This is a genomic window from Providencia sp. 2.29 (genome assembly GCF_015832305.1).
Taxonomy (GTDB): domain Bacteria; phylum Pseudomonadota; class Gammaproteobacteria; order Enterobacterales; family Enterobacteriaceae; genus Providencia; species Providencia stuartii.
Genome location: NZ_CP065420.1, coordinates 3456231 through 3479234 on the forward strand (window position 1 = coordinate 3456231; position 23004 = coordinate 3479234).

Genomic DNA, 23004 nt, shown 5'->3' on the forward strand with positions numbered 1-23004 from the left:
AATAGTACAAATATTCTTAATTTTCTAAAAGAGAGCCTAAAAAATTAACTTTTTATTTAAAACTTCATAAAAAGATAATTTAATTTATAATATTAGCCTATTTGGTTTTTATTATGAATTTTATTAATTACTAAATAATCTCTGCTTATTTGACTATTTTAGATTTATTAATTAAGACTAAGCATCCGTTATTAAAAATGGCACTTTAGTAGTATATTTAATCACATTGAGTGAAAAACACCCAACTTAAGACTAGAGTACAACATTTAAGCAGTATAAATAACCGTCAAACGGCGATAATTGGAACCCGTTAAAGGGTAGTTGCATAGTACAATTAAATCTAAAAAAACTAGGCCGCCAAAAAGAGTACGACACTCCATCTCACGTATCCACACTGCGATAATCCGCTAATTTATCGATAACAGCACCTGTGTTATCCCTCTGTGTCTAGCGCGCCACGCACAACAAAAAAGGCCCGTATTCTTTTGGAATACGAGCCTCACTGTTTTAAATGTTTATGCTAAGCGAGAGCTTATTTTGCCAACATTGATTTCACAGCATCGCCAATGTCTGCCAAGCTACGTACTGTTTTCACGCCCGCAGCTTCTAATGCAGCAAATTTCTCGTCAGCTGTACCTTTACCGCCAGCGATAATCGCACCAGCGTGGCCCATACGCTTACCTTTAGGCGCTGTTACACCTGCAATGTAACCAACAACTGGCTTAGTTACGTGCTCTTTGATGTAAGCAGCCGCTTCTTCTTCTGCGTTACCACCAATTTCACCGATCATGACGATTGCTTCGGTTTGTGGGTCTTCTTGGAACATCTTCAGGATGTCAATGAAGTTTGAACCTGGGATTGGGTCACCACCGATACCAACACAAGTTGATTGGCCAAGACCTGCATCTGTCGTTTGTTTTACCGCTTCATAAGTCAGCGTACCTGAACGTGAAACGATACCGACTTTACCTGGCATATGGATATGACCTGGTTGGATACCAATTTTACATTCACCCGGCGTGATAACACCTGGGCAGTTTGGACCGATCATGCGTACGCCAGCTTCATCTAATTTCACTTTCACAGTCAGCATATCCAGCGTTGGGATACCTTCAGTAATAGTGATAATCAGTTTAATGCCCGCATCAATTGCTTCTAAGATAGAATCTTTACAAAATGGTGCTGGAACATAGATAACAGAAGCGGTTGCGCCTGTCGCTTCTACAGCTTCACGAACAGTATTAAATACAGGTAGGCCTAAGTGAGTTGTGCCACCTTTACCCGGAGTCACACCACCAACCATTTTAGTACCGTAAGCAATCGCTTGTTCGGAGTGGAAAGTACCTTGACCGCCAGTGAAACCTTGGCAAATTACTTTGGTGTTTTTATCGATTAAAATAGACATTATTTGGCCTCCGCCGCTGCTACTGCTTTCTTAGCTGCATCCGTCAGGCTGTTTGCTGCGATAATATTCAGACCGCTATCAGCCAGTTTCTTCGCACCTAACTCTGCATTGTTACCTTCTAAACGAACCACTACTGGTACATTCACGCCAACTTCTTCTACTGCACCAATGATGCCGTCTGCAATCAGGTCACAGCGAACGATACCACCAAAAATGTTAACGAAAACAGCTTTAACGCTCTTATCTGAAAGGATAATTTTAAATGCTTCAGTTACGCGTTCTTTAGTTGCGCCACCACCAACGTCTAAGAAGTTAGCTGGTGCACCGCCGTGCAGTTTAACGATATCCATGGTTCCCATTGCAAGACCTGCACCGTTAACCATACAACCGATGTTGCCATCAAGTGCAACATAGTTCAGTTCCCACTGTGCAGCTTGTGCTTCGCGTGCATCTTCTTGAGATGGGTCATGCATTTCACGCATTTCTGCTTGGCGATATAGTGCGTTGCTATCAACACCTAATTTACCATCCAAACAAACTAGGTCGCCTTCAGTATTGATAACTAATGGGTTGACTTCGATTAGAGCAAGGTCACGCTCTAAGAACATAGTCGCTAGGCCCATGAAGATCTTAGCGAATTGGCTAACTTGTTTACCCGTTAAGCCTAATTTAAATGCTAATTCACGGCCTTGGAAAGGCATAGGACCTGTTAATGGGTCGATAACTGCTTTGTGGATCAGTTCTGGCGTTTCTTCAGCAACTTTCTCAATCTCAACACCACCTTCGGTAGAAGCCATAAACACAACACGACGTGTGCCACGGTCAACTACTGCACCCAAATACAGCTCTTTAGCAATATCTGTCGCATGTTCAACAAGGATTTGGTTAACAGGCTGACCATTTGCATCTGTTTGGTAAGTAACAAGGTTTTTACCTAACCATTTTTCAGCAAATTCTTTGATATCGTTGATATTGCTTGTGACTTTAACGCCGCCAGCTTTACCACGTCCACCTGCGTGAACTTGGCATTTAACAACCCATGGGCCGTTTCCGATTTTTTTAGCCGCTTCTACAGCTTCATCTGCTGATGAGCAGGCATAACCCGTTGGTGCTGGCAAACCGTAGCGTGTAAAAAGCTGTTTTGCCTGATACTCGTGTAAATTCATGATGTTCTATCCATAATTGAGTCTGAAGAGGCGTTTATTCGCCTCCTGCAATTGTTACTGATTTAGCAACCGGCGGGAGCCGGTTGCATCGGTTACTTCAGACCGGACAGGTATGCCCCTGCCCTGTTATGTTGCTATACGTCCAGCAGTAAACGAGTTGGATCTTCCAGCATATCTTTGATAGCCACTAAGAAGCCAACTGACTCTTTACCATCAATTAGGCGGTGGTCATAAGATAATGCAAGGTACATCATTGGAAGAATTTCGACCTTACCATTAACCGCCATAGGGCGATCTTTAATAGCATGCATGCCTAAGATTGCACTTTGTGGTGGGTTAATGATAGGTGTGGACATGAGAGAACCAAATACGCCGCCATTAGTGATAGTGAAGTTACCACCAGTTAAGTCTTCAACCGTTAATTTACCGTCGCGACCTTTAACAGCCAGTTCTTTAATTGTCTTCTCGATATCAGCCATGCTCATCGCATCAACGTCACGCAATACTGGTGTTACCAGACCACGAGGTGTCGATACCGCAATACTGATGTCGAAATAGTTGTGGTAAACCACATCTGTACCGTCAATAGAAGCATTCACTTCTGGATAACGTTTCAGTGCTTCGACCGCTGCTTTAATGTAGAAAGACATAAAGCCTAAACGCACACCGTGACGTTTTTCGAACGCTTCACCATATTGCTTACGCAGATCTTTGATTGGCTGCATGTTAACTTCGTTAAAGGTTGTTAACATCGCAGTGCTGTTTTTCGCTTCCAACAGACGCTCAGCAATACGTTTACGCAGACGTGTCATTGGTACACGTTTTTCGCTACGATGTGCCAGTGGCGCTTGTGGAGCAGCAGGTGCTTGTGCTTTAGCAGCAGGCGCTGATTTGTTCGCTGCTAAATGTTTTTCAACATCTTCGCGAGTCAGACGACCACCAACACCCGTGCCTTTAATATCTGCTGGGTTAAGATCATGCTCTGCAACTAAGCGACGGATCGCTGGAGACAGTGCATCATTGCTCTCTTCTTCCAAGCTCGCCGTTTGACGTTGTGCAGGTGCAGCTTCTTGAGCAGGTTTCACATCCGCTGGCATGCCAGTGCTATCACCCAAACGAATACGGCCTAACAGTTGTTTAGATAACACTGTTGCACCTTCGTCTTCAACGATAGCTTCTAGTACACCCGCTTCACTTGCAGGAACTTCTAGTACAACTTTATCCGTTTCGATTTCAACCAGCACTTCGTCACGTTCAACGCTATCACCTGGTTTTTTATGCCATGTGGCAACCGTAGCATCAGCAACGGATTCAGGAAGATCTGGAACAAGAATTTCTACACTACTCATTTTCTATCCTTTAATTATTCAATGTTCAACGCGTCATTAACCAGAGCTTGTTGCTGCTCTTGGTGAACGGACGTATAACCAACTGCTGGAGATGAAGAAGCAGCACGACCTGCATAACGTAAAGTCGCCCCTGCAGGGATAGCTTCACGGAAGTTGTGTTGGCTGCAATACCAAGCGCCTTGGTTCAATGGCTCTTCTTGACACCATACGAAATCCTTAACATGCGCATATTGCGCCAGCGCTTGCTGAATATCTTCGTGTGGGAACGGATATAGCTGCTCAATACGCACGATAGCAACATCTGTTTGTTCATTCTTACGACGCTGTTCTAACAGATCGTAATAAACTTTACCTGAACACAGAATGACGCGTTTCACGTTTTTCGGATTGATTTCATCTATTTCACCGATTACTGGCAGGAATTTACCATTCGCCAGCTCTTCCATGCTTGATACCGCTAATGGATGACGCAGCAGTGATTTAGGTGACATCACAATCAGAGGACGACGCATATCGCGTAGTGCCTGACGGCGTAACATGTGATAAACCTGAGCAGGCGTTGACGGCACACACACTTGCATGTTTTGGTCTGCGCACAGTTGCAGATAACGCTCTAAACGTGCAGAGGAGTGCTCTGGGCCTTGGCCTTCATAACCGTGTGGTAAAAGCATTACCAAGCCACACATACGACCCCATTTTTGCTCACCTGAGCTAATAAATTGGTCGATAACCACTTGCGCACAGTTTGCGAAGTCACCAAATTGAGCTTCCCAAATCGTCAGAGCGCGTGGTTCTGTCGTCGCGTAGCCATATTCGAATGCCAACACCGCGTTTTCTGTCAGAACTGAGTCCCAAACATTAAACACGCCTTGCCCGTTATGGATATTTTGCAGCGGTACATATACTGAACCGTTCGTTTGATTATGAACAACAGCATGACGGTGGAAGAACGTACCACGGCCAGCATCTTCACCAGATAGACGAACAGGAATACCTTCATCAACCAAGGTTGCATATGCCAATGTTTCTGCTGCACCCCAATCAAGAGGTTTTTCGCCTTTTGCCATTTCAGCACGGTCAGAGTAAATTTTCTCAACACGAGACTGAGTGACAACTTCAGCAGGGATAGTACTGGTTTTAACCGCAAGCTCTTGCAAGCGTTTTAAATCAAATGTGGATTTGTATTCTTCATTCCATTCATGGTTCAGGTACGGTTCCCATGTATAAGAATGTAGCCCCATTTCACGCCACTCTTCAACGACACAGTCGCCTCTATCTAGCGCGTCACGGTACAAATTAACCATCTCAGTGACTTCATCAGCAGTCACAACACCACTTTCAATTAGACGGTCAGCATAGATTTTACGTGGGGTCGGATGTTTTTTGATTTTTTGATACATAATTGGCTGAGTTGCATTTGGCTCATCAGCTTCGTTATGACCATGACGACGATAACAAACGAGGTCAATCATCACATCACGTTTAAAGGTATTACGGAAATCTAATGCTAAGCGAGTGACAAATGCTACCGCTTCTGGATCATCAGCGTTCACGTGGAAGATAGGTGCTTGGACCATCTTCGCGATGTCAGTACAATACTCTGTTGAACGAGTATCTTTCGGGTTAGACGTTGTGAAACCGATTTGGTTGTTAATGACGATACGTACAGTACCACCAACTTCATAACCACGCGCTTGAGACATGTTCAGTGTTTCTTGAACAACGCCTTGGCCTGCTACCGCAGAGTCACCATGGATGGTGATTGGTAGCACCATATTGCTACGGCCTTCATCAAGACGATCACGACGAGCACGGACAGAGCCAATAACAACTGGGCTAACTATCTCAAGGTGAGATGGGTTAAATGCCAATGCTAAGTGAACACGTGAGCCTTCGGTTTGGAAATCAGAAGAGAAGCCTTGGTGATATTTAACGTCACCAGCACTTGAGTGGTCTTTGTGTTTACCTGCGAACTCATCGAATAGTTCAGCCGGTTTTTTACCTAAAATGTTGATAAGAACGTTAAGACGACCACGGTGAGCCATACCTAGTACAACTTCACGCGTATCTTGTTTACCCGCATGGTGAATCAAATCTTTCAGCATTGGGATCAGTGAATCACCACCTTCCAATGAGAAACGTTTTGCACCTGGGAATTTAGCGCCTAAATAACGCTCTAGCCCTTCTGCTGCTGTTAATTCAGCTAAGAAGCGACGTTTTTCTTCTTTCGTAAATTGCTCAGCGACATTCACAGACTCGAGGCGTTGCTGGATCCAGCGTTTTTCCTCAGTATTTGTGATATGCATGTATTCAGCACCAATAGAACCGCAATAAATACGTTTCAGTGCATCATACAGGTCGCTAAGTTTCATGGTCTCTTTGCCAATCGCAAAAGAACCCACATTGAATGTTTCGTCGAAATCTTCTTTCGTTAGATTATGGAATGCTGGATCTAAATCGGGAACAGATTCACGTTTCCATAAACCTAATGGGTCAAGATTTGCATTTTGATGCCCGCGGAAGCGGAATGCGTTAATCAACTGCAAAACTTTTACTTGTTTTGCGTCGATTGCAGGATCGCTAACAGAGGTATGATAACGAGTCGAGTCTTTTGCTAAGCGACGGAAATATTCGCGTGCTTGTGAGTGGAATTGCTCAGCGTTGGTGCCTGCTCCAGGCAGTTGCTGGAAGATTTCTCTCCAGCCAGCATCAACAGAATTGGGGTCAGTTAGATAATCTTCATAGAGTTGTTCTATGTAAGTCTGGTTCGCGCCTGCCAGAAAGCTCGAATCCAGCCAGTCCTTCATTACGCCGTTCTGCATTGTGATCCCTTAAGCTTTTACAGCTTTAGTTTTCGCCGTGGTTAACTAATTGCCGCGTTTAAGCGGCCTCGATAAAGGTTCTTCTGGACGTGCTTTATGCATGTTCTCACTTTGGGTTTCCCTTTATCACTCCGGGCTCCCCTTTTAAGGAACCTTTAAAAACTGACTGCAGTTTTTAAAGGTTCCTCGAGTTTGCTCGCGTCTTCATCATTTGCAGTTTGGCTTATTACTTTCACTTTTTTGCTTTTACTTTTTACTATTTAATAACCTACGGTACTTTCGTACCGCAGGTTAAATCGGTTTTATGCACTATGTTTTAGTAACATAGATTTAATATGCCCGATAGCTTTCGTTGGATTTAGTCCTTTAGGACATACATTGACACAATTCATGATGCTATGACAGCGGAAAACACTAAAAGCGTCGTTCAGATCATCTAATCGAGCATCTGTTTCAGTATCTCTACTATCAATTAGGAACCTGTATGCAGCTAAAAGACCTGCTGGACCAATAAATTTGTCCGGGTTCCACCAGAACGATGGGCAAGAAGTTGAGCAACATGCACACAAAATACACTCATATAATCCATCGAGTTTTTCACGCTGTGCCGGTGACTGTAAATTCTCACGCGCCGGTGGGTTCTTATTATCATTAATAAGATACGGACGAATTTTTTCGTATTGAGTATAGAACTGGCTCATGTCGATAATCAGGTCACGAATAACAGGCAGACCTGGTAATGGACGGATCACAATTTTCTTTCCGCTACGAGTCAACGCAGACAGGGGTGTGATACAAGCCAGACCATTTTTACCATTCATGTTAACGCCGTCAGAGCCACATACACCTTCACGGCAAGAACGACGGAATGACAATGTTGGATCTTTCTCTTTCAGTTGGATCAACGCATCCAGCAACATCATGTCACGCCCTTCAGGCACTTCGAGCGTGTAATCTTGCATACGTGGCGCGTTATCTACGTCCGGATTATAGCGATAAATCGAAAATTCAAGTTTCATAGTTCATTTCTCCGCAACTGGATTAACACCACGCATTAATAAGTACGTACTTTCGGCGGGAAGGGTTCACGCAACTTAGGTTGCATGTTCACTTCACGACGCGTCATCGTTTCAGATTGCGGTAAATACAATGAGTGACACAGCCAATTAACGTCATCACGATCTGGATAGTCGAAACGGCTATGCGCTCCGCGACTTTCAGTACGGAAGTTTGCAGCTTGTGCTGTTGCATAAGCTGTTTCCATCAAGTTATCCAGCTCTAAACATTCAATACGTTGAGTGTTGAACTCGGTCGATGTGTCATCAAGACGTGCATTTTTCAAACGCTCGCGGATAACTTTCAGCTCTTCTAAACCTTTCGCCATTGCATCACCTTCACGGAATACCGAGAAGTTATGTTGCATGCAGGTTTGCAGCGCTTTACGGATTTCAACAGGATCTTCACCCGTACGTGCATTTTCCCAGCGGTTAAAGCGAGCCATTGCAGCATCAATGTCAGATTCAGATGCTTCACGCATTGAACCTTGCTCCATCAGTGACTCTTTCAGGTGTAGACCCGCAGAACGACCAAATACCACTAAGTCGAGCAATGAGTTACCACCAAGGCGGTTAGCACCGTGTACAGATACACACGCAATTTCACCCACAGCGAACAGACCTGGAATGACTTCATCCTCGCCTTTTTCGTTATAACGAATCGCTTGACCTGTAACCTTAGTTGGGATACCGCCCATCATATAGTGACACGTTGGGATAACTGGGATTGGCTCTTTGATTGGGTCAACGTGAGCAAAGGTACGAGATAACTCAAGAATACCCGGTAGGCGTGATTCCAGAACTTCTTTACCCAAGTGGTCCAATTTCAATTTCGCGTGAGGTCCCCAAGGGCCATCACAGCCACGACCTTCACGGATTTCAATCATAATTGAACGAGCAACAACGTCACGACCAGCAAGGTCTTTCGCGTTAGGCGCATAACGCTCCATGAAACGCTCGCCGTCTTTATTCAATAGGTATCCACCTTCACCACGGCAGCCTTCTGTTACCAGAACCCCTGCACCTGCGATACCTGTTGGGTGGAATTGCCACATTTCCATATCTTGTAGTGGCACACCCGCACGGGCAGCCATACCAACACCGTCACCCGTATTGATGTGAGCGTTTGTTGTGGATTGATAGATGCGGCCTGCACCACCTGTTGCAAGGATCGTTGCTTTAGCTTTGAAGTAAACTAGCTCGCCAGTTTCCATACAAATTGCCGTACAACCAACGATATCGCCATCTTGGTTTTTAACTAAATCAAGGGCATACCACTCAGAAAAAATAGTGGTGTGGTTTTTCAGGTTTTGTTGATACAACGTATGCAACAGAGCATGACCAGTACGGTCAGCAGCAGCAGCGGTACGAGCCGCTTGCTCACCACCGAAGTTTTTAGACTGACCACCGAATGGACGCTGATAAATACGACCGTCGTCCAAACGAGAGAATGGTAAGCCCATATGTTCTAATTCAAGAATCGCTTCTGGACCCGTTTTACACATGTATTCGATGGCATCTTGGTCACCGATATAGTCAGACCCTTTTACGGTGTCATACATGTGCCACTCCCAGTTATCTGGGTGAGTGTTACCTAGTGCAACAGTGATACCACCTTGCGCTGATACCGTATGAGAACGGGTTGGAAAAACTTTTGACAACAAGGCGCAAGATAAGCCAAGTTGCGAAATTTGCAATGCAGCGCGCATACCTGCGCCACCTGCACCGATAACGATAGCGTCAAATTCTCTTATTGGCAGATTCATTTATGCACCCCACACCACAATTGTTCCGTAAATTAAGTAAGCCAGCAGCGCAACAACAATAACAAGCTGCAACACTAAACGTAGTGCCAATGGCTTAACATAGTCAGTGAGCACCTGCCATAAACCAATCCAGGCATGCACTAAAATCGAGAACAATGTGAGGATAGTAAATACTTTCGTCACAGAAGATGCGAAGAAACCACGCCATGTTTCATAAGTGATATCGTTGATGGCAATAAAGCCAACAAGATACAGTACGTAGAGTACGATAACGATCGCTGAACCACGGATTAACAGCCAGTCCTGAATACCAGTGCGGCCTAAAGCTGAAGCATTACTTACCATACTAATATCCCCGCCAGAATTGCCAGAACGACAGTAATAACAAACGTGATTTTTGCAGATGAGTTACCTGCGGCTAGTGTTTCATCAACCCAGCCGAAGTCCATCAGCATATGACGAATACCACCACAAATGTGGTAAGCCAATGCTGTTAGAATTCCCCAAAGAATGAACTTAGCAAAAAAGCCGGTCATTATTTCGGATACGTATTGAAAGCCTTCTGGAGAGGAGAGAGATGTCCCTAACAACCAAAGCAGAATACCAACTGCGATGAAAGTAATGACGCCAGAGACACGGTGCAAGATCGAAGAGATTGCAGTGATCGGGAAGTGGATCGTCTGCAGATCAAGATTGACAGGTCTTTGTTTTTTCACAATTTTGCCCACACAGCTCTTTATTATTTTCCTTCCTCCGGACCTGGGGCGGAAATGGACAGCGACAGGGGTACAAAATGCAACTTAAGCTAAACGTTAGTCCATCATGTTCAAGTAGAGTTGCATACTGATTACGCTGGAACTCCTACATCAGGGTAATCCGGAGACCTGCTGCCAGTATAAAGTCTTCACATTGCTATTACAATTCCCACACAAAATGTTTGGTGACATTTAGCCCGAACAGTGAGAGGGATCACGATTTAAACATTTTATATAAATGTGCTTATCTTATTTGACAATGATTCAACATTTATCTTACATATATGGCTGGTAGAATTATCTGAACGTCGCCAATATCTCAATCGGCGTGAAAGAAAACTGAAAAGTTATGAAACTAGTTTCCCTTACTAAAAATAATGATATTGTAGGGAAAACAACAAAAAGAACATAACATCTACACACTCGTAAACAACCTAAAAGACATTGTCATCGGTAGTCAGATTTCAGGATTTAATGTGATAGCTAGCTGATTTCCACAACACACCGGTAGAACAATGTGTAAAGACGCAGTATAACGCTGAGTTCTGGTTGTTGGGTGTTGATTATCAAGCGCTAAGGAGACCGTAAATGGCTGATAACAAAGCTAAGCTAACGACTGAGAGTGCAAGTACAATTGAACTAGACATTCTAACCCCAACTCTCGGTCAAGACGTTATCGATGTCCGAACTTTAGGTTCAAAAGGGTATTTCACCTACGACCCTGGATTTACCTCTACTGCTTCATGTGAATCAAAAATCACTTACATTGATGGTGATAAAGGCATTCTGCTGCACCGCGGTTTTCCAATTGACCAATTGGCAACCGAAGCCTCTTACTTAGAGGTTTGCTACATCCTGTTATACGGCGAAGCGCCAACGCAAGAACAATACAATACCTTTAAGAATACGGTAACTCGCCATACCATGATCCATGAGCAAATTACCCGTATGCTTACAGGCTTCCGCCGCGACTCACACCCTATGGCAGTATTGTGTGGTGTGACAGGTGCGCTAGCAGCCTTCTATCACGATGCGCTGGATGTTAACAACCCTCGCCACCGTGAAATCACCGCGTATCGTCTGCTGTCTAAGATGCCAACGGTTGCGGCGATGTGCTACAAGTACTCCATCGGTCAACCTTTCGTCTACCCTCGTAATGACCTGTCTTATGCAGGTAATTTCTTGTACATGATGTTCTCTACACCATGTGAAGAGTATGTGGTTAACCCAGTGCTTGAGCGCGCAATGGATCGTATTTTAATCCTACACGCCGACCACGAACAAAACGCTTCAACGTCAACCGTACGTACTGCTGGCTCTTCCGGTGCAAACCCATTTGCATGTATTGCTGCGGGTATCGCTTCGCTATGGGGACCTGCTCATGGTGGTGCTAACGAAGCTTGTCTACGTATGTTGGAAGAGATCCAAACTGTTGAACACATTCCAGCATTTATTGAGCGTGCGAAAGATAAAAATGACTCTTTCCGTCTGATGGGCTTTGGTCACCGTGTTTATAAAAACCATGACCCACGCGCGACTGTTATGCGTGAAACCTGCCATGAAGTTCTAAATGAGCTTGGCCTGAACGATAGCCTACTCGAAGTGGCGATGGAACTGGAGCGTATTGCACTAAACGACCCATACTTCATTGAGAAAAAACTGTATCCTAACGTTGACTTCTATTCAGGTATCATCCTGAAAGCAATGGGTATTCCATCATCTATGTTCACCGTGATCTTTGCTATTGCACGGACTATCGGCTGGATTGCACACTGGAACGAAATGCATGATGATGGTCTGAAAATCGCACGTCCTCGCCAGCTATATACTGGCTACGGGAAACGTGAGTTTAACTCTAACCTATCAAAAAAATAATATTCTTACTAAAACGATTCGATTCCCTACATACCAAAGCCCCGAAAATCGGGGCTTTTCTATCGCATGATTTAGCTAGTTGATTGGTATTCTTTTGGTGTAACACCACTCATTTTTTTAAAAAAACTAATAAATGCGCTATCACTCGTTAGCCCTAATTCTTGAGTGATAAAATGGTAGGGCTTCCCTTGAGCAAGAAGCTCTACAGCCTTTATAAAACGCCATTGTTGGCGCCAAACCTGATAACTCATGCCTGTTTCACGCAAAAAAATACGTGTAATCGTTTTTTCACTTGCTCCAACAGTTTGGGCCAGCGCGACTAATGGTGGAGGAAGCTGCTCCATATTGACATGTTTCAGTCTGCGATCTTGCGGTATAGCGATAAACATCGGCTCTTTACTCGCATTTTGCAATTCATCGATAAACACAGGTAATAAATTGGCTAACCGCCCTGTTTGCCACTGGCTATCAAAAGGTGCAATAGCAATACGTTCAAGAAGCTCTCTCAATAGCGGTGTTACCGTTAACACCATGACTTCACTACCAATTTGCTGAGCAAACTGTTGGCTTAGATAAACGGAGCGATAGCCAACAGACGCCCGCATTTGCGCACGATGAACAACCTGTGCGGGGATCCAAGCCACTCTACCAGGAGGGAGTAATGATAAGCGGTTTTCCAATGAAATACGGATACAACCTTGCTGCGTAAACAGTAATTGCCCCATATCGTGAGCATGAAAGCCTGAGTCGTGTTGCCCCATCTCCGCTGCAATCCCTAATATCGGAGCTTGATACCAATGTGTCTCAAACTTATCTTGCTGATTAAGCCATGCCATAACATGTCCTATTTTTGATATTTATTGTCTTTATTATTGTAATAAGACAGTAAAAATACAACTAAACTGCTCGCCATCAGTGACAGATATAGGATTATTAATATGAAACGTCCTCTTTCATTATGGCTGGCTGTTGCCTTAATGATGTTTCCACAAATCGTTGAAACCATATACAGCCCAGCATTAACGGGGATTGCTATCGCTTTCCATGTTAATGCAGAACAAGCTTCACAGACGCTTTCACTCTATTTCTTTGCATTTGCATTCGGCGTCGTATTTTGGGGAAGAATGTGTGACACACTAGGCCGCCGTCCAACAATACTTGCAGGGCTTTTATTGTATGGAGTTGCCTCGATTGGAGCCTTATTTGTAACGCATTTTTATTTATTATTGCTTATGCGCATGTTATCCGCTTTTGGTGCAGCTGTAGGCTCTATTGGCACCCAAACAGCCATGCGTGATTGTTATCAAGGCCATGAATTATCTAAAGTATTCTCTATTATGGGGATCGCTCTAGCCATTAGCCCAGCAATGGGTATGTTAGCAGGTTCATTATTAGTCAGTAGTGGTGGTTATCAAGCCGTTTTTATTGGCTTAGCGGTTTTAGCTATTGGGTTATTGTTGTGGTCTTGTTATCGACTTCCAGAAACTCGACCAGCAAATGTGATACACAGCCCATTTTTAACCACTTTATTCACCATGATTAGGGATAAAGAAATTGTCAGAAATGTGATATTGATAGCATTTTTCAACATTAATTTATTCAGTTATTACCAACTGGCGCCCTTTCATTTTGAACAATTAGGGCTATCTCAACAACAATTTGGCCTAACTGGGATCTTATTAGCGTTAGGTGTAGGAATTGGTTCGACGTTAAATCGCCATTTATTGGGTAAAAATTGGTCACCAGAAAAATTAGTTAAGCTATCAAGCTTTGTTTCACTAATAAGTGGTTGCCTAGTTTTTATCCTAATGCATTCAGTGTGGTTTATTGCGCCTGTAATAGGGGTCGTCATTGGCTATGGTATTGCAATCCCTAATATTCTAGCTCATGCACTTAGCCGCTATTCCGACAATAAAGGCACTGCGGGTGCCATTTTAGGGCTATTTTATTATATAGGGCTTGCGGTAGGTTTGATGGTGGCAGGCTGGAGCCAACATTTAGGTGGGGTTTTGGTAATAGGCAGCATTATTCTCAGCCTATCATCCCTTCGCTATCGCACACAGTAAATTCAACTCACTGTCTATGTGCAGCGCCAATATTGATTGGGCTGCACATGTTTATTTTAAATAACGCTTAAGCAGGATTATCAATATCAATGAATACCGCATCTAGCCCGTGGTTATCTACCAGCCACTGAGTAAGTGCTTTGATCCCATAACGCTCAGTCGCATGATGCCCCGCTGAGTAAAAATGGATCCCCATTTCTCTTGCAATGTGGATCGTCTGCTCAGATACTTCCCCTGTTACAAAAGCATCTACACCAAATTCCGCGGCTTGCAAAATAAAGCCTTGTCCCCCCCCTGTGCACCATGCAATTTGGCGAATTTCTTGTTTCCCCGTATCACCACAATGGAGTGCTTTACGCCCAAGGTGCGTTTCCAGTCGTTCAGTTAATTCAGCAGGCGTAATCGGCTGATCAAAGTAACCAAATGGCATTAATGGCTCAATATGACCATCAATTTTAACCCCCATGATATGCGCCAACTGGGTATTATTTCCTAAGTGAGGATGTGCGTCTAAAGGCAAATGATAGCCATATAAGTTAATATCGTTTTCGAGGAGCGTTTTTAGACGCTTTCTTTTCATCCCTTTGATCACAACGGGTTCATTTTTCCAAAAGTAACCATGATGAACAATGACAGCATCCGCATTCATTTCAACGGCTTTATCAAGTAATGCTTGGCAGGCAGTGACTCCCGTTACAATTTTTTGTACATGTGAACGCCCTTCGACTTGTAAACCGTTCGGCGCATAGTCTTGGAATTCGCTGACTTTCAGCTCATTATTAATAAGTTCTTCCAACGCTAAGTTACGCATAATATTGTCCTTTTACTGCATCGGTTTTGCCTGTTCTAGCAAAAATGGTTGGTTTTGTGACAAGCTATCTAGAGTGTCTAGCTTTTGACATCCTCCCCGCCCTAAAGGGTAAGATCCCTACTATATTCATAATGGTCGTGAGGATCAGCCATGAAGCCATTTTTGTATACAGGATATCGTTTTTCCGTAAGCGCTTAATGAACCAGTAAAGCTTTACTCAACCTCACTGATTTCTACGTTCCATGGCATGAGATCCGACACATCATCTTTCGGACTTCGTTTTGGTAACTCGGTAAACAGGTGTTGGAAGTAATAATAAGGGTTCATGTCATTAGCGCGGCAAGTCATCACGAGGCTATACAAGTTTGCACTCGCCTTTGCTCCGCCTACCGACGTTGAGAACATCCAATTTTTGCGACCTGTCGTGAACGGCCTTATATCTCGTTCGGTCACATTGTTGTCGATACTTATATCGCCGTCTTCAAGGTAGGTAAGCAGCTTAGGCCACTGGTTTTGCGTATAAGTGATGGCTTTGCCAAGTAATCCTTTAGGGAGAACGTTTTGACTGTCAAGCCATTGCTTGAACTCATCTAAAATAGGTTTGGCTTCTTCTTGTCGTAGTTGGTGTCGAGATTTTGCGTCAAGCCCTTTGGCTTTCTTTTCAATACCGTATAGTTTGCTAATAAAGTTCAGTGCTTTTTCTGGCTTGCCCGCTTTTTTTGATGGTGAAGCTTTTTGAGCATCAGTGAACTTTCTGCGTACATGCGCCATGCAAGCAGCTTGAGTCACGTCCTCAAGTTTGTCGTATGCACTGTAGCCATCCGATAGCAAGTAACCAGAGTAACTACCTAAAAAGTCTTGTACGCACTCTGCTCTGCGGCTGGCTTGATAGTCGTAGATAACCACTGGGTTATTGACGAACTCACCGCTACGATAGACCCACATATATGACTTAGATTGTGCTTTCTTATCTTCTTCACGTAATACTTGAACAGTGGTTTCGTCCGCGCAGATGAGCTTTTCTTTCAATAACTCACTTTTCATTGCATCAATAATGACTTGCACTTTGCTTCCTAACTGAACGCACCAGTTGGCCAGTGTAGCGCGGCTAATATCTATACCAGAGCGATTGAGAATATCCACTTGGCGATAGAGTGGCAGAGCATCAACGTATTTTGCTGTGACTACAGCGGCGAATGCATCTGCACTCCCTAGGCTTTTAGGGATCATACTTGCGGGTTTTGGGGCTGTGATAATCTTTGTTTCAGTCTGTGTTTTTTCACACTGCCGGCAAGCGTACTTGGTTCGCTCGTGACGTATAACACTAACCTTCTGTGGGATGATTTTCAGCTCTTCAGAAGTTTCAACACCACATTGATGTAAAGGCTCGTCGCAGCAGTCGCAATAAGGGGCATTGAGTTCATGTTTATGAACTTCACGCTCGAGCTCTTTTGGAAAAGGCTTACGGCCTGTTTTTTTCTTGTCGTCGTCGGATTTAGCCGTACTCTTTTGTTGCTCCGCTTCGTTAAAGGTACCTTTGGGTATTTTTTCACTTTGTGATGAGAAGCGCTTTGACTTACTTAAATTGAGCTGTTCAATCAACAACTCAATTTTGGTTTTGAGCTCGGCAACCTCCTCTTGCTTTGCCGCAAGGAGTTTATCTTTTGCTTCGTTCTGTTGGTGAAGCTCAAGCAGCATAGCTTTTAGCTGGTCGATATCATCAGGGAGGTCGGTCATGTCTGGGCTCTGGTCATCTCAATGACTTAAGTATGACAGCAAAAAAGGATCGTTCAAGCCCAACGTGACGATCAGTATCAGCGGTCACACTTCTAGATTATGAAGTGGACGATGAGCTTTGGCATGTTCGAGCGTTAACCCCGAAAGAAGCCAACCCAGTTGTTGCTTAGTAATATGAATGGCTCCGTCCTCACTGGGTCTTGGCCACTTGAAGGTCCCTTTTTCTAAGCGACGATAGTACAGCCAGAAGCCATTAGTATCCCAAAACAAGATTTTCAATTTATCTCGGGTACGATTGCAGAAAATGAACCAAGACTCACTAAACGGATCCATCTCAAGAGTCTCCGCGACAATCAACGATAGTCCATCAATGGACTTACGCATGTCCGTGACTCCAGAGATGAGGAAAACCTTACCTGTTGGTATCATTGTAGCGCTTCAAACCAAGTCTTAATTTGTTGCGAGCTAAGCGTTGCCGGCAGTTCTGCTCGAATGCCATTATTGAGAATTAACACAACACAACTTGTGCTCACGGTAGGCTCTGTCACCACGATAGGTTGAACCCTGGTTTCAGGCTCGGATTGCGTGAGCTTTTTCGACCAATAGTGAAAAGTCTGATAGCTTATGTTTTGCTCCGAGCAAAACTGCTTAATGCCTAAATTACTTTGTCGTTGCTGCTCTAGAATTGCAGTCCAGTATTCTCGTTTACTTTGTTGTTCCATAGTCCCTCCAATGAAAAAGCTACTATGGCAAATGACGAGTTTGTTTAGTATGTGTGGTTCATTAACCGCTTACGTTTTTCCTGCCTCATGGTTTTCATTTTGGAACGCTAAGGCGTGGTTGAAAAAAGCAACAAGCCCTGCAAAGTGCGCTATGTCATGCCATTACTGACTATTGAGTCTTAATTGAAATTTAAAGGCGCGCCGTCGCTTCATAATCGGCATTATACTTTGGTCCATGAAAAAGGAAAAGTTATGCGCTAATGAGCGCCTCATCGGCATAGAAAAAGAGGGAATGGTGGAGATAGATCAGGTTAAATAATCTAGCATTTGAAATTAATATTCCCCCCACAACCTAGTGTTGCGGGGAGCGGGATCGCCAATTAGCGATGAGTATTCATGGTCATTTCTGAGCGCTCAAGCCAAACGGGCTTATCACTTGTTTTAGCCCACACTTTATAAAGGTAGCTATAAAACTTTGCGCGTTGTGGATGAAAAACCATAACCGGAAATGCAAGTATGCCAGCGGTTAACGCTGCTGTGCGGCGTAAAAGCACCTGATTCCGGGAATATTCGTGATATGCGGACATCGATATCCTCCTGTCAGTAGCCACATTATTTGCCGATTTTAGTTTGCCCCTAACTTACACATAGTACCCATTCAAGAGTGACCAAAATCGTACAGATAGTATGAAAGATAAATTAACTGCCTTAATAATACTCTTCTATTGGTAATTTTACTACTGATCTGACCACTTAAAAGATAAAAAAATCGTCAATTTTGAGAAAAAATGTAGGTTTATTACAATAATTAACAGCAAAATGAATAAAAACAACAAAACGATCACAATAAATCAACAACATCGATTAACAAAGCGTCACACTGCCGCTTTTTATCGCGATTTTTATACTTTTTTTACACCCCTAACTGACTTTTTATCAGCTTCTTTACAACGTAATCCTTACCCTACTCCTATGGAAATAATAAGGAGAAACGACTGTGTCATTACTTTCCATTATTGGGGCAGTTTTCGTTGTTTTACTGCTGGTTTATCTCATTTATGCCCTGCTTAACGCGGAGGATTTCTAAGATGGCCACAAGTGCATTACTACTTATTGCCAGTTTTTTACTGGTGCTATTTGTACTCGCGAAACCACTCGGACTATTTATTGCCCGATTAATAGAAGGCGATATGCCACACTTTATCGCCAAAACTGAGACGATCATTTGGCGTTTCAGTGGGCTAAAACAGCCAGGTCGAGAAATGGCAGAGATGAATTGGTCACGTTACGCATTCGCCATTTTGCTGTTTAACGCATTGGGCTTTGCGTTACTTTTTATTCTGCTGCTATTTCAAGGCAACCTCCCTCTTAACCCACAAAAATTTCAAGGGATGAATTGGGATCTCGCTTTTAATACTGCAATTAGTTTTGTAACCAATACCAACTGGCAATCTTACAGTGGTGAAAGCAGCTTAAGTTACCTGAGCCAAATGGCTGGATTAACCGTACAAAACTTCTTATCCGCAGCAACAGGCATCGCAGTCGTGTTCGCTCTGATCCGTGCTTTTGCACGCCACAGCAGTAAGACGCTGGGTAATGCTTGGGTGGATCTCACGCGTATTACGCTCTATTTACTCTTACCGTTAGCAGTTATTTTTGCGCTCTTTTTTGTTAGCCAAGGTGTGATCCAGAATTTCTCGCCTTATGTCTTAAGCAATAATCTAGATAGTTCAGCTCAACTCATTCCAATGGGGCCTGTGGCATCTCAAGAAGCGATAAAACTCTTGGGCACAAATGGAGGCGGATTTTTCGCCGCAAACTCTTCTCATCCCTTTGAGAATCCAACGGCGTTGACTAACTTCGTACAGATGTTAGCGATCTTTTTGATCCCAACAGCCTTATGTTTTGCCTTTGGTCGCTCCGTGGGAGATAACAAACAAGGAAATGCCCTGTTATGGGTCATGGCGATTATTTTTGTCATCGCGGCTACAACGGTGATTTATGCCGAGTATGTTGGCAACCCTTTTTTAGCTGATTTTGCGGCAAATAGCTCAATCAATATGGAAGGAAAAGAGAGCCGATTTGGGATCCTTGGCTCAGCATTATACGCCGTTGTGACTACCGCAGCGTCATGCGGTGCCGTCAATGCCATGCATGACTCTTTTACTGCGTTAGGCGGTATGGTGCCAATGTGGCTAATGCAGATTGGTGAAGTGGTATTTGGGGGCGTCGGCTCCGGTCTGTATGGCATGTTGCTCTTTGTTTTACTTGCCGTATTTATTGCCGGTTTAATGATTGGCCGTACTCCCGAATATTTGGGTAAAAAAATTGAAGTGAGAGAAATGAAAATGGTGGCTATTGCTATTTTAGTTACACCGACATTAGTACTTTGCGGTACTACACTCGCTTTAATGACAGATGTGGGCCGCGCTGCCATTTTTAACCCTGGTGCTCATGGTTTTAGTGAAGTGCTATACGCTTTCTCTTCTGCTGCCAACAACAACGGAAGTGCTTTTGCAGGGCTTAGTGCAAACACACCGTTCTACAATGTTGCACTGGCAATCACCATGTTCTTAGGCCGCTTTGGTGTCATCTTCCCTGTTCTTGCTATCGCGGGTTCATTAGCAATGAAAAAACCTCAAATGGCAAGTACCGCCAGTTTACCGACGTATGGGCCTGTTTTTATTGGCTTATTAATTTTAACCATTTTACTCATCGGTGCTCTAACTTTCGTGCCCGCACTTGCGCTGGGTCCGATAGCAGAACATTTGCAAATTGGGTTAGCAGCATAATGAGGGAAATAAAATGAACAGTAAAAAAACTCAGCTTTTTGACCGTAAACTCGTTCGTCAATCGATTATTGATGCGATAAAAAAATGTACACCGCAAGCTCAATGGCGAAACCCCGTCATGTTTGTGGTCTATATCGGTAGTCTTATTACCACGCTGTTATGGCTAGCGATGCTCACCCATTATAGTACTGGGGATGCTTGGTTTAGTGGCATGATAACCTTATGGTTATGGTTTACTGTCTTATTTGCTAATTTTGCTGAAGCGCTCGCAGAAGGGCGCAGCAAAGCACAAGCGGCTAGTCTCAAAGGGGTTAAGAAACTCAGCAGTGCGGTACGTCTTGCTAACCCTAGCTTGGATGCCCCGCAAGAAACCGTCAATTCAGACCAGCTACGCAAAGGTGATATCGTTTTGATCCGTGCGGGTGAAACCATCCCTTGTGACGGTGAAGTGCTTGAAGGCGGTGCCTCCGTCGATGAAAGTGCAATTACGGGGGAATCAGCACCCGTGATCCGTGAATCTGGTGGGGATTTCTCCTCAGTGACGGGGGGCACCCGTGTATTGTCAGACTGGCTGATCGTTGAGTGTACCGTTAATCCCGGTGAAACTTTTCTTGACCGAATGATCTCAATGGTTGAGGGAGCGCAACGTCGCAAAACACCTAATGAAATCGCACTGACTATTCTATTGACCGCGCTTACCATTATTTTCTTGCTCGCCTGCGCAACCCTGTATCCTTTTACTCTCTTTGCAGCAGAATATGCAGGTGCTGGCAATGCAGTTTCTATTTTAGTGCTGATTGCGCTATTAATTTGTTTGATCCCAACCACCATTGGTGGATTACTCTCCTCTATTGGTGTTGCAGGGATGAGCCGCATGCTAGGTGCGAATGTCATCGCCACCAGCGGACGTGCGGTTGAAGCTGCTGGGGATGTTGATGTGCTATTACTGGATAAAACAGGCACAATCACATTAGGTAATCGCCAAGCCTCTGCCTTTTTACCGTTATCAGGTGTCACTGAACAACAATTAGCTGACGCAGCTCAACTCTCATCGTTAGCCGATGAAACACCTGAAGGTCGCAGCATTGTAGTACTCGCGAAACAAAAATTTAATTTACGTGAAAGAGATATTCACGCCTTAAATGCCACTTTTGTTCCTTTTTCGGCAATGACCCGTATGAGCGGCGTCAATGTTGGTGACAGGATGATCCGCAAAGGTTCAGCCGATGCCATTCGCCGTTATGTTGAAGCTAATCATGGCAAATTCCCACTCGAAGCAGACAAGTTAGTCGAACAAGTTGCTCATCAAGGGGGAACTCCATTGGTCGTCGTAGATAACCAAACTGTTCTTGGTGTCGTCGCCTTAAAAGATATTGTAAAAGGTGGCATCAAAGAGCGTTTTGCTCAAATGCGTAGCATGGGGATCAAAACGGTAATGATCACTGGGGATAACCACCTAACGGCAGCCGCTATCGCTGCAGAAGCGGGTGTTGATGATTTCTTAGCAGAAGCGACGCCAGAAGCCAAATTAGCATTAATTCGACAATATCAATCGGAAGGCCGTTTGGTTGCCATGACAGGCGACGGCACCAATGATGCCCCTGCCCTTGCCCAAGCCGATGTCGCCGTTGCCATGAACTCTGGTACACAGGCCGCGAAAGAAGCGGGTAACATGGTGGATTTAGATTCAAACCCAACCAAACTGATTGAAGTGGTGCACATAGGCAAACAGATGTTGATGACTCGGGGCTCGCTCACCACATTTAGTATTGCAAACGACATAGCCAAATATTTTGCCATTATTCCAGCCGCCTTTGCGGTAACTTGGCCACAACTTAATGCCCTCAACGTCATGCAGCTCCATTCACCAGCTTCCGCATTATTATCGGCGGTGATCTTTAATGCCTTGATCATTGTGTTTCTGATCCCATTGGCATTAAAAGGGGTCAATTATCGCCCTATGAGCTCACAATCGTTATTACAACGCAACCTTGGTATTTACGGCCTTGGCGGTCTGATCGTTCCTTTTGTTGGCATCAAACTTATTGACATGGTCATTAGCCTCTTTGGTTTATAAGGAATCAATTATGAACACGATCCGTTCATCCATTGTGGTATTAATTTTATTGGCGATTATAACGGGTGTCGCTTATCCTCTATTGGTTACTGGGCTCGCGAATGTTCTATTTCCTTGGCAAGCCCAAGGTTCGCTCATCCAGCAAGAAGAGCGTGTTATTGGATCTACTTTGATTGGTCAAAATTACCAATCTGACCGCTATTTTTTCGGCCGACCTTCAGCGACGGCTGATTATCCTTACAATGCGTTAGCCTCAAGTGGGAGTAATCTTGCAATAAGTAACCCACTTTTAAACGAAGATTTCGCACAGCGTAGTCAACAGTTGAGGATGCAAAATCCAGATGCGGGACAAGCTATCCCTGTCGATCTACTCACCGCCTCTGCCAGTGGCTTAGATCCACAAATTTCTGTTGCGGCAGCACTCTATCAAGCACCGCGTATCGCAAAGAACAGACAGATCCCACTAAAAGCAGTAGAATCATTGATAGCGGCACAAACAGAAAAGCCACTCCTTGCCTTTATGGGGGAACCCGTTGTGAACGTGTTGCAACTGAACGTGGCATTGGATGAGTTTAAGCAGCAGGCCAATCTCCCTACTTACTGAGG

General features: G+C 44.1%; 20 protein-coding genes. 6 read left to right on the plus strand and 14 right to left on the minus strand.

Going from position 1 to position 23004, the window contains the following annotated elements:
* Positions 1–532 precede the first annotated feature (532 nt).
* The 8 genes from sucD to sdhC form a co-directional block, all read right to left on the minus strand.
* Positions 533–1405 (minus strand): succinate--CoA ligase subunit alpha, encoded by an 873-nt coding sequence (gene sucD, locus I3B46_RS16335; protein ID WP_004917763.1) that lies wholly within the window; start codon positions 1403–1405, stop codon positions 533–535.
* Positions 1405–2571 carry an ADP-forming succinate--CoA ligase subunit beta gene (gene sucC / locus I3B46_RS16340; protein WP_004917759.1) on the minus strand — a complete coding sequence of 389 codons (1167 nt, stop codon included), beginning with the start codon at positions 2569–2571 and terminating at the stop codon, positions 1405–1407. The genes sucD and sucC overlap by 1 nt, the downstream gene beginning before the upstream one ends.
* Positions 2572–2705: 134 nt before the next feature.
* The gene (gene odhB, locus I3B46_RS16345) at positions 2706–3920 is read right to left on the minus strand and encodes a 2-oxoglutarate dehydrogenase complex dihydrolipoyllysine-residue succinyltransferase (protein WP_004917758.1); all 1215 of its coding nucleotides are present in this window, start codon (positions 3918–3920) and stop codon (positions 2706–2708) included.
* Positions 3921–3934: 14 nt separating this feature from the next.
* Positions 3935–6742, minus strand: coding sequence for a 2-oxoglutarate dehydrogenase E1 component (gene sucA / locus I3B46_RS16350; RefSeq protein ID WP_004917756.1), 2808 nt, complete (start codon positions 6740–6742; stop codon positions 3935–3937).
* A gap of 302 nt (positions 6743–7044) precedes the next feature.
* Positions 7045–7761, minus strand: a complete 717-nt coding sequence (locus tag I3B46_RS16355; RefSeq protein ID WP_004917754.1) for a succinate dehydrogenase iron-sulfur subunit — start codon at positions 7759–7761, stop codon at positions 7045–7047.
* A 35-nt stretch (positions 7762–7796) separates the two neighbouring features.
* Positions 7797–9563 (minus strand): succinate dehydrogenase flavoprotein subunit, encoded by a 1767-nt coding sequence (sdhA, locus tag I3B46_RS16360; protein WP_004917753.1) that lies wholly within the window; start codon positions 9561–9563, stop codon positions 7797–7799.
* Complete coding sequence (sdhD, locus tag I3B46_RS16365) at positions 9564–9908, minus strand: succinate dehydrogenase membrane anchor subunit (RefSeq protein WP_004917752.1); 345 nt, start codon at positions 9906–9908, stop codon at positions 9564–9566. It abuts the gene before it with no gap.
* Positions 9902–10291 carry a succinate dehydrogenase cytochrome b556 subunit gene (gene sdhC / locus I3B46_RS16370; protein ID WP_004917750.1) on the minus strand — a complete coding sequence of 130 codons (390 nt, stop codon included), beginning with the start codon at positions 10289–10291 and terminating at the stop codon, positions 9902–9904. Before sdhC ends, sdhD begins: the two co-directional genes overlap by 7 nt.
* A gap of 615 nt (positions 10292–10906) precedes the next feature.
* On the opposite strand from sdhC, the gene I3B46_RS16375 reads away from it, so the two are divergent.
* Positions 10907–12193, plus strand: a complete 1287-nt coding sequence (locus tag I3B46_RS16375) for a citrate synthase (protein ID WP_004917748.1) — start codon at positions 10907–10909, stop codon at positions 12191–12193.
* Positions 12194–12264: 71 nt separating this feature from the next.
* On the opposite strand, the gene I3B46_RS16380 is transcribed toward I3B46_RS16375, so the two are convergent.
* The gene (locus tag I3B46_RS16380; RefSeq protein ID WP_004917746.1) at positions 12265–13029 is read right to left on the minus strand and encodes an AraC family transcriptional regulator; all 765 of its coding nucleotides are present in this window, start codon (positions 13027–13029) and stop codon (positions 12265–12267) included.
* Positions 13030–13131: 102 nt separating this feature from the next.
* Between I3B46_RS16380 and I3B46_RS16385 the strand changes: the two genes are divergently transcribed.
* On the plus strand, positions 13132–14259 hold the full coding sequence (locus I3B46_RS16385) for a multidrug effflux MFS transporter (protein ID WP_014657759.1): 1128 nt from the start codon (positions 13132–13134) through the stop codon (positions 14257–14259).
* Positions 14260–14326: 67 nt separating this feature from the next.
* Here I3B46_RS16385 and I3B46_RS16390 read toward each other — a convergent pair whose 3' ends face one another.
* The 5 genes from I3B46_RS16390 to I3B46_RS16410 all read right to left on the minus strand — a co-directional run bounded on the left by I3B46_RS16390 (position 14327) and on the right by I3B46_RS16410 (position 18116).
* On the minus strand, positions 14327–15070 hold the full coding sequence (locus tag I3B46_RS16390; RefSeq protein ID WP_004917742.1) for a type 2 GTP cyclohydrolase I: 744 nt from the start codon (positions 15068–15070) through the stop codon (positions 14327–14329).
* 213 nt (positions 15071–15283) lie between these two features.
* Entirely contained in the window at positions 15284–16807 is a 1524-nt protein-coding gene (gene tnpC, locus I3B46_RS16395; protein ID WP_163762158.1) for an IS66 family transposase, read from the minus strand.
* An 84-nt stretch (positions 16808–16891) separates the two neighbouring features.
* Complete coding sequence (gene tnpB, locus I3B46_RS16400) at positions 16892–17236, minus strand: IS66 family insertion sequence element accessory protein TnpB (protein WP_034167512.1); 345 nt, start codon at positions 17234–17236, stop codon at positions 16892–16894.
* Entirely contained in the window at positions 17233–17529 is a 297-nt protein-coding gene (gene tnpA / locus I3B46_RS22530; RefSeq protein ID WP_094961085.1) for an IS66 family insertion sequence element accessory protein TnpA, read from the minus strand. The genes tnpB and tnpA overlap by 4 nt, the downstream gene beginning before the upstream one ends.
* A gap of 380 nt (positions 17530–17909) precedes the next feature.
* Complete coding sequence (locus I3B46_RS16410; RefSeq protein ID WP_014657758.1) at positions 17910–18116, minus strand: YbfA family protein; 207 nt, start codon at positions 18114–18116, stop codon at positions 17910–17912.
* Between the two features lie 410 nt (positions 18117–18526).
* Here I3B46_RS16410 and kdpF point away from each other — a divergent pair, with 410 nt between their 5' ends.
* The 4 genes from kdpF to kdpC are packed head-to-tail and all read left to right on the plus strand — an operon-like array spanning position 18527 to position 23002.
* The gene (kdpF, locus tag I3B46_RS22760) at positions 18527–18616 is read left to right on the plus strand and encodes a K(+)-transporting ATPase subunit F (RefSeq protein ID WP_071243399.1); all 90 of its coding nucleotides are present in this window, start codon (positions 18527–18529) and stop codon (positions 18614–18616) included.
* A 1-nt stretch (position 18617) separates the two neighbouring features.
* Positions 18618–20321, plus strand: coding sequence for a potassium-transporting ATPase subunit KdpA (gene kdpA / locus I3B46_RS16420; RefSeq protein ID WP_004917735.1), 1704 nt, complete (start codon positions 18618–18620; stop codon positions 20319–20321).
* Positions 20322–20334: 13 nt separating this feature from the next.
* The gene (gene kdpB / locus I3B46_RS16425; RefSeq protein ID WP_004917733.1) at positions 20335–22398 is read left to right on the plus strand and encodes a potassium-transporting ATPase subunit KdpB; all 2064 of its coding nucleotides are present in this window, start codon (positions 20335–20337) and stop codon (positions 22396–22398) included.
* A gap of 10 nt (positions 22399–22408) precedes the next feature.
* Positions 22409–23002, plus strand: coding sequence for a potassium-transporting ATPase subunit KdpC (gene kdpC / locus I3B46_RS16430; protein ID WP_014657757.1), 594 nt, complete (start codon positions 22409–22411; stop codon positions 23000–23002).
* Positions 23003–23004 lie beyond the last annotated feature (2 nt).

Coding starts and splice junctions, on each gene's coding strand:
- I3B46_RS16380 (WP_004917746.1), bottom strand. CDS start 13,029: ATGGCATGGCTTAATCAGCAAGATAAGTTTGAGACACATTGGTATCAA.
- kdpC (WP_014657757.1), top strand. CDS start 22,409: ATGAACACGATCCGTTCATCCATTGTGGTATTAATTTTATTGGCGATT.
- sucD (WP_004917763.1), bottom strand. CDS start 1,405: ATGTCTATTTTAATCGATAAAAACACCAAAGTAATTTGCCAAGGTTTC.
- kdpA (WP_004917735.1), top strand. CDS start 18,618: ATGGCCACAAGTGCATTACTACTTATTGCCAGTTTTTTACTGGTGCTA.
- tnpB (WP_034167512.1), bottom strand. CDS start 17,236: ATGATACCAACAGGTAAGGTTTTCCTCATCTCTGGAGTCACGGACATG.
- sdhA (WP_004917753.1), bottom strand. CDS start 9,563: ATGAATCTGCCAATAAGAGAATTTGACGCTATCGTTATCGGTGCAGGT.
- odhB (WP_004917758.1), bottom strand. CDS start 3,920: ATGAGTAGTGTAGAAATTCTTGTTCCAGATCTTCCTGAATCCGTTGCT.
- tnpC (WP_163762158.1), bottom strand. CDS start 16,807: ATGACCGACCTCCCTGATGATATCGACCAGCTAAAAGCTATGCTGCTT.
- tnpA (WP_094961085.1), bottom strand. CDS start 17,529: ATGGAACAACAAAGTAAACGAGAATACTGGACTGCAATTCTAGAGCAG.
- I3B46_RS16355 (WP_004917754.1), bottom strand. CDS start 7,761: ATGAAACTTGAATTTTCGATTTATCGCTATAATCCGGACGTAGATAAC.
- I3B46_RS16390 (WP_004917742.1), bottom strand. CDS start 15,070: ATGCGTAACTTAGCGTTGGAAGAACTTATTAATAATGAGCTGAAAGTC.
- I3B46_RS16375 (WP_004917748.1), top strand. CDS start 10,907: ATGGCTGATAACAAAGCTAAGCTAACGACTGAGAGTGCAAGTACAATT.
- sucC (WP_004917759.1), bottom strand. CDS start 2,571: ATGAATTTACACGAGTATCAGGCAAAACAGCTTTTTACACGCTACGGT.
- I3B46_RS16385 (WP_014657759.1), top strand. CDS start 13,132: ATGAAACGTCCTCTTTCATTATGGCTGGCTGTTGCCTTAATGATGTTT.
- I3B46_RS16410 (WP_014657758.1), bottom strand. CDS start 18,116: ATGTCCGCATATCACGAATATTCCCGGAATCAGGTGCTTTTACGCCGC.
- kdpB (WP_004917733.1), top strand. CDS start 20,335: ATGAACAGTAAAAAAACTCAGCTTTTTGACCGTAAACTCGTTCGTCAA.
- sucA (WP_004917756.1), bottom strand. CDS start 6,742: ATGCAGAACGGCGTAATGAAGGACTGGCTGGATTCGAGCTTTCTGGCA.
- sdhD (WP_004917752.1), bottom strand. CDS start 9,908: ATGGTAAGTAATGCTTCAGCTTTAGGCCGCACTGGTATTCAGGACTGG.